Here is a 12,653-nt window from a genome sequence, read left to right on the forward strand (position 1 = left end):
CAACAAGAGATCCACATACACTACGATAAAAAGACAAATGAAACAGGACTTAGAATTTCCGTCACGGGGACGGGGATTCCAAGTCCTGTTTATTACATATAAAGTAGTTAATGTTCAGTATATCTGGTGGAATGGGTAACCATCCTATCGGGAGATGTACCTGCCCTTAATCGTTCACAGAGTAACTGATGAGTTGTTCAGACAGAGCTTTCATGCGTTCTCCGGCTTCATTCAGCTTCTCGATGACATCCGTAAAGGAGGATACGAGCGTGGCTTGCTCCTGAGAAGAAGCTGCAATCTGGGATACTTCGACTTCCATCTGTTTAATAACCTGTTGTACATCTTTCAAGCTGATATCAATATCGCTGGTAGCCTGTTTGGCATCGACAGAAAGTTTGCGCACTTCCGTTGCGACCACACCAAAGCCTGCTCCGGCTTCACCTACACGCGCAGCTTCGATAGCGGCATTGAGCCCAAGCAAGTTGGTCTGTTCAGAAATTTCACGAATGAACCCGGCAACCTTGTTGATCTGAGACGAATTCTTTACCGCCAGGCGTGTATTCTCCAGAATCTGTTCGCTGGTGGCCTGCAATTCCTCCGCATGAGCGGCAACGTGCTGGACCATTTCAACCAGGTTTCCATTAATCGTTTGGTTTTCTTGTATAATAGCTTCAAGCTGATTCTGGTTCGATTGATCATACGATACGCAGAAAATAGCAACGACCTGATGATTGTCATCAAAGATCGGTATATTAAGGACATCCAGCTCAATACCGTAGTATTCTGCCGGCAGGTGGGTCAGAGAGGCTTCGTTTCCGTTCTTGAGAGCGGTGAAGTTCTTATATCCATCCAAAAGAGGATCGCCTTCGTTGAATCCGAGATTGAACTTTTCAGTGGAGACAGAATACAATACCTTCTCGTGATCATACACCGTTAGACTGGCTGGTTCTCTAAGAATCAGACGGATATAAGGCATTACTTTCAAAAGGGCATCTACAACGTTCATAGTAGGTCGAACCATCCTTTCTTTATTTGGATTCTAAATTAGCAGTTGTAACTATGCTTATTGCTTTATCTTTCATCGGATAAGAGTGCGCTATCATGTACTCCTTTTTTCATAAAATATTGTCATTTTGAAGGCTGAATTTTAGAATATTTCCCATTTAAATGAATGTATTGGATATAAAATCTAGTTGTAACTATTTTTATATCAAGATATTTGTACGAACCTATATCGTTTATGGGACATGTGTCCATTGTATATGTAGATTCACACAGGGGGTTTATCCGAGATGAGAGAAATTATGGACTTTGGATTGCTGCGCCAGCTTGCGCGGGAGCATGGCCTGGATCAGGTGCTCGACGAACCTGCGCTTGCTGAATTAAGGTTGCTCGAAGCCTCCAAAGGTGAGATTATATGTGCCAAAGGTGAACGGCCCGAACGATTATATTTTCTCGTCCAGGGTAAGCTCAAGATTTATACAACACTGCCGAATGGCAAGTCTTTGTTGCTTCGTTTCAGTATGCCTCCTGCGCTGGTAGGTGATCTGGAGCTGGTCAATGGCAAGGAAGCCAAAAACACGGTGGAATCCGTCAATAAGAGCCTGCTGCTCGGTGTAAGCTATCGCTATCTCAAGAATACATATGCTGAAAACCCGAAGTTTCTCCATTTTATGCTCAGTCATGTGACCCACAAATTATATACCTTCTCGAATCTGTCGAGTCTTAATCTGCTTTATCCTGTCGAGAGCCGTTTTGCAAGCTATTTGTTGTCCACGATGGAGCAGGGGGAGCAGATCACAGAAGAAATCCAGACCTCCAAGCTAACAGAGCTGGCGGATATGCTGGGCACGAGCTATAGACACTTGAACCGGGTCATCCATGACCTCCGAGACCGTGAAATCATCCGCAAAGAACAGCGCAACATTGTCATCTGCAATCTGGAGCAGCTGCGCGAAATTGCGGGAGGTAATATGTACGAATAAATAAGGATAGTTCTGCTATTTTACAGCATTCTTAAACCATTAGTACGACAAAAACACCCTCTGCATGTCCTATGCCAGAGGGTGTTTTGCATCCACCTGTCGGTGGATGATCCATTTGAATTGCTGTGCTGTAGCTTTATGTTTGAATTGAATTAAATATCTCCACGCTGTTCGAATAGTTGAGCAATTTCCACGATGACCTGTGTGGCCTTCACCATATTATCCACTGATACATATTCGAATTTGCCGTGATAGTTCTCTCCACCCGTGAAGATGTTGGGTGTAGGCATACCCATGTACGAGAGCTGGGAACCGTCTGTGCCTCCCCGAATTGGGCGGATGACAGGTTCGATATCCAGGCGAGTCATCGCTTCATGTGCAATATCGACGATCTGGCGCACAGGTTCGATTTTCTCACGCATGTTATAGTATTGATCATTCAATTCAATGGAAATGCTTTTCTCGCCATATTTGCTTTTCAATTCGCCCACGACATCCAACAAATACGCTTTACGTTTCTCAAACTTCTCCCGGTCGAAGTCCCGGATGATGTAGCTCATCTTGGTCAGTTCGACGTCTCCCTCGATAGATAACAAATGATAGAATCCTTCATAACCTTCTGTGAATTCGGGAGCTTCCTCCGCAGGCAATCGGCGGTTCAACTCCATCGCAATTTTAGCGGAATTGACCATCTTGTTTTTGGCTGTGCCCGGGTGCACGTTGGTGCCCCGTACTGTGATTTTGGCAGCCGCCGCGTTGAAACTTTCGTATTCCAGCTCACCGAGAGGTCCGCCGTCCACCGTGTAGGCATATTTGGCGCCAAAAGCAGGGACATCGAACTTATGCGGCCCACGGCCAATCTCTTCATCCGGGGTAAAAGCAACACGAATCTTTCCGTGTTTTAATTCCGGGTGTTCAATCAGGTAGGCCATTGCCGTCATGATCTCGGTAATACCGGCTTTATTGTCCGCACCAAGCAGTGTTGTGCCATCTGTTGTAATCAGGGTGTGGCCTTTATATTCACGCAGTTCAGGGAAATCAGTGGTGGATAACACTACATCCAATTCCTGATTCAGCACAATATCCTGTCCATCATAGTTGTCGATGACCTGTGGTTTGACATCTTTGCCTGTGAAGTCGGTTGCTGTATCCAGATGTGCGAGGAAACCGATCACTGGAACATCCTTGTCGGTGTTGGATGGCAATGTCGCCATTACGTAGCCGTTATCATCCATGGTCACTTCCTGCAATCCAATGGATTTACATTCTTCAACCAGGTATTTACCCAAGACCAGCTGGCCTGGTGTGGAAGGGCAGGTTTCACTATTTTCATCGGATTGCGTATCCATTTGAGCATAGGTTGTCAGTCTTTGAATTAAAATATCTTTCACCAGTAATCGCTCCTTCGGCTCGGTTTATTATAGTTGGGTATATTATAACCTGTATGTCTGTATGGCTATCATATCATGTTTTAGATTCATTTAGAGTTGTGGTGAATGCATCAGAGGAAAGGGTCGACTAGGTATAAAAAAGGGTACTATCTCACAAAAAAGTACGTACTTGTATTTCTATAGGTTAGGTTCATAATAGTGATTGAGGATTTGAAGCAGGACAACTGCGGCAAGCATGGGCAGCTGTTTTCCGATCTGGAAAACAAGGAATTGCCTCAACATATATCATCATCATATTGAATAGGAGATGTAATTGAAATGACAGAGAAATTATTTTCCCCGTATCAATTCAAGGGACTTCAACTAAATAACCGTGTCGTCATGGCACCGATGTGCCAATATTCCGTTACTGCCAAAGACGGTATTCCGAACGATTGGCATCAGGTACACTATGTAAGCCGTGCGGTTGGGGGTACAGGATTGATCGTGATTGAGATGACGGATGTTGATCCGGACGGACGTATTACCGACAATGATTTGGGCATCTGGTCAGATGAACACATTCCTGCCTTTACCAAGCTGGTGGATGGCATTCACGCTTATGGCTCCAAGGTGGCGATTCAGATCGCGCATGCTGGACGTAAAGCAGAGGATGCGGCTCGACCTGTAGCTCCATCGGTGGTTACCTTCCCTGGAGAGAGCTTCAATACGCCACATGCTTTAACTACAGAGGAAACACAAGCTATGGTACAGAAGTTTGCGGACGGTGTACGCCGCGCAGTAGCTGCTGGGGTCGATGCTATTGAGCTGCATGGTGCACATGGTTACCTCATCCACCAGTTCCATTCTCCGCTGATGAACCATCGCGAGGATGCGTATGGACAGGATCTTTCCCGTTTTGGTGTCGAGATTATTCATGCAGTGAAAAAAGAAATGCCTGAAGATATGCCTCTGATTATGCGGATTTCGGCAGTGGAGTACGCTGATGGCGGATATGATATTGATCATACCATTGAAATTTCCCGTGCCTATCAGGCAGCAGGCGTGGATATATTCCACATTAGCTCCGGTGGTGAAGGGGCTTCCGGACAACGTAAACCGGGTAACTATCCTGGTTACCAAGTGCCTTTTGCTCGTCGTTTCCGTGAAGAACTGAACGTTCCTGTCATTGCGGTAGGTATGCTTGAGGATTCAGCACTGGCTCAAGCAGTTATCGGCAACGGTGATGCAGATCTGGTCGCGGTTGGCAGAGGTATGCTGCGCGATCCTTACTGGGCGACTCATGCAGCTCTGGAACTGGGTGTTAGCAAAGATAAAGCGCCTGTTGCACAGCCATATTCCCGCGGATACTGATCTTAATTAGAACATTTATATAAATGCAATTAAAAAGGGATGTCCCATAAGTCATGAACATGACGGAGGACATCCCTTTTCTGTATCATTACGATCTAACGAACCGAGCAGCTGTTATTAGCTGCAATTTCCACAGGTTTACGGATTAACGAATCGTAGGCACGTTTCTTCCTCGATCTTGGATCCTTCCCGGTGAGATCGATTCGTTAGCGCTTTGGCCTGAAAGTGAAATCACTTCGAGGGCACTCCACGTGTAGCTTCAAACACAAATTTCTGATCAGAACGCGAAGGTGCCTGTTTGGGATCGAAGTCAGCATATACAACAACGTCGATGAAACCGATCTGTTCCAGAATCATGCGCAGCTCCTCCACACCGTACCAACGTAATGCAAGCTGTTGCAGTTCTGTGGCTATGAGGGTGCCATGGCGCCACTTTTCATAGCGAATTAAACTTACTTTGTACTGCTGAAGCATATTGACTTCGATGTCTTTGCTCTCCATTGTAATCGTATCGCCATCCGGTAATTGAACAGTCGAGGTACCTGAGTAGTGTGAGGTCGTATTCGTTACATCGGGTAGAAAGAGGTCCAGCACAAGTCGACCTCCCGGTTCCAGATGTTGATACAGATTACGCAGGGCCTTTATGGAAGCCTGCCTGTCTTGAATAAGTAGCAGGGAGCCTGCGGCGATTATAATGACTTCATACCGGTAAGGAAGATCAAGTGTCTCCAGATCAGCAGCGAACAATTCAGGCATGGGCAATCCCCACATGGAGCAAAGAGCACGGCATGAATCGAGCATATCCGTTGAATAATCAAGACCGTCTACGTTCAAACCAGCCTCAAGTAATGGAATCAGCATTCGACCTGAGCCAGACATCGCTTCCAGGATGCGTCCATTGCAGTTCGTCAGATAATTACGGTAAAATTCAATATCGCCTCCAAGGGAGTGGCCAACAGGCTTGGTGGCATTATAAACCTCAGTACATAACGGACCATAATAACTAAAAGACATGTAACGTTTCCTCCACAACATAATTAAAATGAGAATGTGGAAGGGACTAGCTACGAAATGTTTATCCCTTCCGGCAACGGTTGGAATTGAATTTTTCAGAGCAGACTATCATAGGGAATCACGCACCTTTTGTGTAATATATTCCAATTATAGGGTGGGGTTGAGAGTGGGTCAACAGAGTACCTGCCATAATACCTGTTGTTAGCAGAATTTATTTGACACTCATCACTTCATTTCGAACAATAAGTTAAAAGGGGATTTTGCATCAATTCCATGAGCGATAAATGGAATGATGCAAAATACTGATATATATCTAGGAGGAGATATCATGGAATCTTCAAGTGCATTGCCAGATATTCGGGAGCAGCTGTTGCTTCACGCGCCTGTGGAGAAAGTATGGGGGATTGTATCGACGTCAAAAGGCTTGGGATCATGGTTTATGCCAAGCAATCTAGAGCCAGTGGAAGGGCATGAATTTATACTGGAAGCTGGACCCTTCGGAAAATCACCGTGTAAAGTTACGGAAGTTCAGCCGCCACGCAAGCTGTCATTCCAATGGGGTAAGGACTGGACGCTTACGTTTGAACTGACGGAGCAAGGACAAGACACCGACTTTACCTTGATTCACAGTGGCTGGGACGCGGACAAACTGACTGAATTTGGACAGGCTCATGCCATCATTCGTGAACGGATGGAGCAGGGATGGACTGGAATTGTGCAGAAACTGGCCCAGGTCGTTGGACAAGCGTAAGGAAACGAGAAAAGTAAAACAGATAGCCAACAAGTTCAAAAAAGTCACAGGTCCTACTCCGGTCTGCATTCCGGTAGCTGAGCCTGTGGCTTTTTTGACGTTAAAATATCATGTAAGAACTATTTCCGTCAGCAACAGAAACGTGTAACATGGAGTTATAGGTATAAAACGACAAAATTAGACGTCTCTCGCCATGGAGGCGGAAGGATTACATAGATGAGAAAACACTGGATTATGCTCACCATTAGCTTTATATGTATTGTTGTTTTTCCTCTGGGTTCCATTGTACAAACGTTATTTACCGAGCGCGGCAACCCTCATGCGAATGATGGGGTTATGGACCTGACCGGCTGGAATTTCGATAGACAGGGGGCTGCTTCCCTGGATGGTACGTGGGATTTCTATCCGGGCCAATTGTTGGCACCCGTTGACTTTGAGGCGGATGTCTCCGGACGCAAGCCACTTTCCAAGCCTCTCCCCATCCATGTCCCATCCCGATGGAATGGAACTCTTGGAGAGGCGCACGGGTATGGGACCTATCATTTGCGTGTTCGCATTCCCCCGAGATTAGAGAAGAACGATTATGGGATACGTACTCAAAATATCCGCATGGCCCATCGTTTATTCATAGATGGCAAAGAGATTGGCGGCAAAGGGCTGCCAGGTACAACGGAAAATACCGATATTCAGCTCAATTTGCCTTTTACGGGATTTACCTCCATAGAAGGTGATATCGCAGATATTATCATTCAGGTATCGAATTACAGCTACTCGTCTGGCGGCATTGTTGCATCCATTTTGTTCGGAGACGAGCACAGCATTCTGAAAGGCCAACAGCAGGACTGGCTCAAGGATCTGATGACACTGTTCGGATTTATTCTGCCAGCGGCCTTCTTCCTGATGCTCTTCCGGCTGCGGCGCAGTGAGAAAGAGCTTCGGTATCTAGGGTTATTCAGCCTGTCCGGTGCAATGTACGCATTAACTCATGGAGAGAAGTTGCTGGGAACCCTGTTACCATTCTTACCGAATAATGATATTCTGCGGCTGCAATTACTCAGCGCGGCTCTTGCGTATTATTACTTGCTACGTTACATGGATGCACTTGTTCCTGGAGCGGTACATCAATGGTTTGTTCGCTTGGGTGTGGTTCTGGTAATAGTCCAATGCGTGGTAGGCCTTACATTGTCTCCTGTTCTATTCTCATTGTTGGAGCTGCCTATGCTGCTGATTTCACTGGTGGTGATTGGTTACACGCTGCGAGCTATGCTCCACTGGCTGAAAAAGCAACCGAACGACGGTCATTTTGTCCTAATGAGCATGATGAGTATATTTATGGTGGTTGTGCTGCACACCGTTGGTGCTTTCACCACCGTGGATACGACATTTCTTGCGCTGTACGAGCTTCTGTTATTCGTCTTTGCACAGATGATTCTAACAGCGACCCGATTCGCACAATCATTCCGTGAAGTTGAAGCATTGTCTGAACGTTTGCTTGCCATTGACATTCTCAAGGATGAGTTTATGGCCAATACGTCCCATGAACTGAGAACTCCCCTGCATGGCATCATTAATATAGCTCAATCGATGCTAGAAGGGGCGGCCGGGGCGGTCACACCCAAGCAGGCCAAAAATCTGTCCATGATCACCTCCACTGGAAAGCGGCTTTCGCTGCTGGTAAACGATATTCTGGACTTTTCCAAGCTCAAGAATGGTGAAATTGAATTAAAACGGAGTGCTGTGGACCTCGAATCAGTTGCCCGAACGGTCGTTGAAGTCTCCGGTTTTACCTTTGAAGATAAACCGGTTGTACTGATCCAACAATGGCCTCCAGCGTTGCCGTTGGTTGAAGCGGACGAGGATCGCCTAAGGCAGATTCTGTACAACCTGCTGGGCAATGCGTATAAGTACACGAAGCAGGGTGAGATTCGTATCTATGCTCGTGTGGATGGAGCTATGGTGACGGTATCTGTCGCCGATACAGGTGTCGGTATCACCCGAGATAAACTGGAAGACATATTTCAGTCTTACGAACAGGGCAATGGAACAAGTGAGAGGGTTAACGGGGGAACTGGTCTTGGACTGAGTATCACTCGCAAACTGGTCGAGCTTGGGGGAGGGACCATCTGGGTAGAATCGGAGCTAGGTGAAGGTTCGACTTTTCATTTTACCCTGCCTGTTGTGCAGTTTCCTTTGCTGCAAGCGAGTTCGAGGCCTGTTGCAGCCCAATATGTATCTACCCAAGAAAGAAGAGCGCAGGATACGGCAGCAGCTGTGGATTGGGATGAGACGGATGATAATCTGGAAGCAGAGCATACCATTCTGATTGTGGACGATGATCCTGTGAATCGACAGGTATTGTTCAATCTTCTATCAACGGAACGTTACCGTGTCATTGCAGCAGATAGCGGGGCAGCAGCACTGAAGCTTCGTGAAGAACACCCCTTCATTGATCTTGTCATTACAGACTGGATGATGCCGCAAATGTCCGGGCTTGAGCTGTGTCGCAAGCTGCGTGAGAACAGTTCCTTGTCCGAGTTGCCCATTCTAATGCTGACAGCTCGTGGGCTGCCAGAGGATATCAAAATGGGATTCCAGGCAGGAGCAAATGATTTTCTGAGCAAACCTGTGGATGCAGGTGAATTGCGTGCAAGAGTACGGACGTTAATTGAGATGCGTACCTCGGTACAGGAGGTTGTTCGTACGGAAATGGCTTTTTTGCAGGCCCAGATCAAACCGCACTTTCTATATAACGCGCTCAACGTCATCATAGCGACATGCGCCGTCAATCCGGATAAAGCGACCGATTTGCTTATTGAACTGAGTCATTACTTGCGAGGAAGTTTCGACTTCCAGAACCGCGACCAACTAGTTCCACTAGCGAAGGAACTGGAGTTAGTGGAGTCCTATGTACATCTGGAACAAGCACGTTTCGAGGAACGTTTGGTGGTCCATTATGATATCGACCCAGATGTTCGTCTTTACCTGCCACCGCTTAGTATTCAACCGCTTGTGGAGAATGCGATTCGTCACGGGGTGATGGAGCGTGCTGCAGGCGGTACGGTTAACCTTGGCATTACCAGGGAAGATGAGCACATCGTCATTGTGGTAAAGGATGATGGAGTAGGTATACCTCCTGAGCGTTTGGCTCAGGTAAGTTCAGGGCGAATCGAAGGTCCTGGAGGTGTAGGGCTACAGAATATTAATCGGCGCCTGTTGTCTTTATATGGTCAAGGGCTGGAGATTCAGAGTCATTCGGGGAAAGGAACGCTAATACGTTTTCGCATACCTGTGGAGAAGAAAAGTGGTTCCAAATAATGGGCCGAGTTAGGCGAATTTGGTTAACAGATTATTAAACGAATGCCAAGATAATCGGTATTCCCATTGAATAATTCACGGCAGGAGGCTGGAAGAGCGATGAAAGCCATTGTAATCGATGACGAGAAACCGGCGCAGCTTCATCTGGAGCGCCTGTTACGATCGGATGGGCGAATTACCCCCGTGCAGTGTTTTTCAACAGCCCGTGCCGGTCTGGATTTTCTGGCAAAAGAGCGTGTGGACGTTGTATTTCTGGACATTGGCATGCCGGAAATGAATGGACTGGAAGCGGCTGAATATATACAGCAATTGGACAGCAGTACTCGCATTATATTTATAACGGCTTACGCCGATCATGCGGTTGAAGCCTTTGAACTTCAGGCGCTGGATTATGTGCTGAAGCCGGTAAGTTCAGCGAGGCTTGCCAAAACGATCGATCGCATTGCCGCAGGCATGATATCCTCATCCTCTCAGGTTGCTGCAACTGCTGAGGTTCTGGAATCTGAGGCTGTGGAGTTGGATACCCGTGTGCCTGGATTGCTTACTTTTAAACATCTGGATATCTACAGAAGCCTGGATCAGGAAGCAGAGAAGCACAAGTGGCGCACAGCCAAATCGCAAGAACTGTTTGCTTTTTTGTTTCACCATAGAGGGGATTGGGTAAGCAAAGAGATTCTGCTCGATAAGTTGTGGGCGGATGTCTCGCAAGAGAAAGGGCTAACGCATCTGCATACTTCCGTTTATCAGATCCGTAAACTGCTGAAAGAATGGAACATGACGGGCAAGTTGGAATACAACATGAACCGCTATCGTTTGTTATCGGGTAATCTGGTGAGTGATGTAGAGCAGTTCGAGCAAGGTATGACATACGCTGACGTTACATCAGACAATGTCGATCAACTGCGGGATATCGTCCCCCTCTACCGTGGTGACTATCTGGAGGAGCATGATTATCGCTGGGCTCAAGCCAAAGCGAGAGATCTGAGAAGTAAGTATATAGGACTGGTTATGGATATCGCGGAATGGGACATGAAGCATGGACGGGGCAAGGAAGCGATGGAGCAGTTGAGTGAACTACAGGAACGGGAGCCATATGCCGAAGAAATCTGCCGATTAATGATGAGGGTAAGTGCATCCATGGATGATCAACAAGCCATACTCAGAATATATCATTCATTTACGCTGACCCTGCTTGAGGAACTGGGACATCAACCGGAGCTGGAGACAAGCAGGCTGTATGAAGATTTAACGGCAAAGTAGGCAGAAGTTCAGGCAGGAGGATGAAGCATGAAGTTATTCATACATCGCAAAGATTTGCGCACAGATGACCTGGTCGCATTCGATTATTTACTGCACCAGGATGCAGAGAGTCTGCATGTGCTCATCTATGATCCGTTTCTGCTGCGGCAAGGTCGTGAACAGGAACATAGTGGAGTGAATTTTCTACAGCATGCTGTAGAGCTTGGTAAGCGGTACCGCGAGTCAGGCCGTACGCTGCACATGGCTTATGGCAAACCAGCTGAGGTGATTGATTATATTCTCGAACAGATGCAAGGTCGTATAGATGAAGTTGTAGTTCATCGGGATATGACCCCATATGCAATTGAACGGGACCGTGGAATACGCAAGGTAACCGAGGAACGAGAAGTCACATTTACGCAGCTGACGGATCATCTGCTGATGGATTTGAAGGGATTCGCTGATTTTACGGGCAAGTCCGAGCCATATAAAGTATTTGCTGCCTTCCACCGACGCTGGGTGGAATTCATGAATGAGCATCCTAATCCAGCTTCAACCACTACGGTTGCAGAGGTGAAGGTCAGTGATCAGCAGATAGAATGGCCAGAGACCTTCCAGGTACCACAACAATTGCTGGCATATGATGTATCTGATTTGAATGATCCTCATCTAATGTTGGATGGATTTTTATCTGATAGAATTGCCGATTACGGCGACCATCGGGATGAATATGAAGCTTATGAACCGAGCCGGCTCAGTTCTTATGTAGCTGTGGGGGCTGTATCCATCCGCAAGATGTACGATGCTGCGAAACGCACGGAGCATTCGGACGAGTGGATCAGACAATTGTGCTTCCGCGACTTCTATCTGTATCGGGCGGTGTATGAGAGTCATTATTTTACATATGAAAAGGTATACGATCTGTCGCTGCTCAGCGAGGTTCACTTCGAACGATGGTGCAAGGCCGAGACAGGCATTCCGATTATCGACGCAGCGATGACGGAACTGAATGAGACTGGACATATGCCGAATCGGCTTCGTATTTTGACCGCAATGTTTCTTACCAAAAATCTGCAATGCCCGTTTACGCTAGGTGAAGCGTATTTCAGACGCAAGCTTCGTGACTATGACAATATTCAAAACCGGGGCAACTGGCTGTGGTGTGCATCACTTGGCGAGAATGCAGCTCCATACTTTCGGGTGAACAATCCGGCGACACAGTCAGAGAAGTATGATCCCCAAGGGGATTATATCCGCAAATGGCTGCCTGACCTGAAGGATTTGCATAGCAAAGAGATTCATCAGCCTCGCAAGGATGCCATTGTGGATCTGAAAACCTCAAGACAATCGGCTATTGAGATCTATAAACAAATTCTAGCTAGTCGTCAGCATTGAAGTTTACCATTTTCATCCCAGTGAACCAGCAATATTTTGGACAGATACGAAACAAGCTCGCAGGCCGCGTCATAGCGGTCTTTTTTACATATATAGACATGAAAAGACTGTGAAACATGTTGAATATTTAGGAACTTTTAAGAATTTGGACTACCCATCTTAAGCTTTATGCTTTTTAATAGATAGTGTGCTTATCGTATTAAGTCATCT

The 12,653-nt window shown here is 46.7% G+C and carries 9 protein-coding genes; 6 read left to right on the forward strand and 3 right to left on the reverse strand.

Going from position 1 to position 12,653, the window contains the following annotated elements:
- Nucleotides 1-166 precede the first annotated feature (166 nt).
- Nucleotides 167-1,021 (reverse strand): methyl-accepting chemotaxis protein, encoded by an 855-nt coding sequence (locus AC4PM4_RS09965; protein ID WP_063567771.1) that lies wholly within the window; start codon nt 1,019-1,021, stop codon nt 167-169.
- A gap of 271 nt (nt 1,022-1,292) precedes the next feature.
- Between AC4PM4_RS09965 and AC4PM4_RS09970 the strand changes: the two genes are divergently transcribed.
- Entirely contained in the window at nt 1,293-1,985 is a 693-nt protein-coding gene (locus AC4PM4_RS09970) for a Crp/Fnr family transcriptional regulator (RefSeq protein WP_063567772.1), read from the forward strand.
- 152 nt (nt 1,986-2,137) lie between these two features.
- On the opposite strand, the gene pepT is transcribed toward AC4PM4_RS09970, so the two are convergent.
- On the reverse strand, nt 2,138-3,376 hold the full coding sequence (gene pepT / locus AC4PM4_RS09975; protein WP_064641664.1) for a peptidase T: 1,239 nt from the start codon (nt 3,374-3,376) through the stop codon (nt 2,138-2,140).
- Between the two features lie 318 nt (nt 3,377-3,694).
- On the opposite strand from pepT, the gene AC4PM4_RS09980 reads away from it, so the two are divergent.
- Complete coding sequence (locus tag AC4PM4_RS09980; RefSeq protein ID WP_063567774.1) at nt 3,695-4,729, forward strand: NADH:flavin oxidoreductase/NADH oxidase; 1,035 nt, start codon at nt 3,695-3,697, stop codon at nt 4,727-4,729.
- A 231-nt stretch (nt 4,730-4,960) separates the two neighbouring features.
- On the opposite strand, the gene AC4PM4_RS09985 is transcribed toward AC4PM4_RS09980, so the two are convergent.
- The gene (locus AC4PM4_RS09985; RefSeq protein ID WP_491613496.1) at nt 4,961-5,743 is read right to left on the reverse strand and encodes a class I SAM-dependent methyltransferase; all 783 of its coding nucleotides are present in this window, start codon (nt 5,741-5,743) and stop codon (nt 4,961-4,963) included.
- 328 nt (nt 5,744-6,071) lie between these two features.
- Here AC4PM4_RS09985 and AC4PM4_RS09990 point away from each other — a divergent pair, with 328 nt between their 5' ends.
- The 4 genes from AC4PM4_RS09990 to AC4PM4_RS10005 all read left to right on the forward strand — a co-directional run bounded on the left by AC4PM4_RS09990 (nt 6,072) and on the right by AC4PM4_RS10005 (nt 12,443).
- The gene (locus AC4PM4_RS09990; RefSeq protein WP_491613497.1) at nt 6,072-6,494 is read left to right on the forward strand and encodes an SRPBCC family protein; all 423 of its coding nucleotides are present in this window, start codon (nt 6,072-6,074) and stop codon (nt 6,492-6,494) included.
- A gap of 216 nt (nt 6,495-6,710) precedes the next feature.
- Complete coding sequence (locus tag AC4PM4_RS09995) at nt 6,711-9,809, forward strand: hybrid sensor histidine kinase/response regulator (protein WP_491613498.1); 3,099 nt, start codon at nt 6,711-6,713, stop codon at nt 9,807-9,809.
- 99 nt (nt 9,810-9,908) lie between these two features.
- Complete coding sequence (locus tag AC4PM4_RS10000) at nt 9,909-11,069, forward strand: response regulator (RefSeq protein ID WP_491613499.1); 1,161 nt, start codon at nt 9,909-9,911, stop codon at nt 11,067-11,069.
- Nucleotides 11,070-11,096: 27 nt separating this feature from the next.
- Entirely contained in the window at nt 11,097-12,443 is a 1,347-nt protein-coding gene (locus tag AC4PM4_RS10005; RefSeq protein ID WP_491613500.1) for a cryptochrome/photolyase family protein, read from the forward strand.
- The last annotated feature ends 210 nt before the right edge of the window (nt 12,444-12,653 follow it).

The sequence above is a fragment of the Paenibacillus sp. MDV22-iso6 genome, from assembly GCF_058408365.1.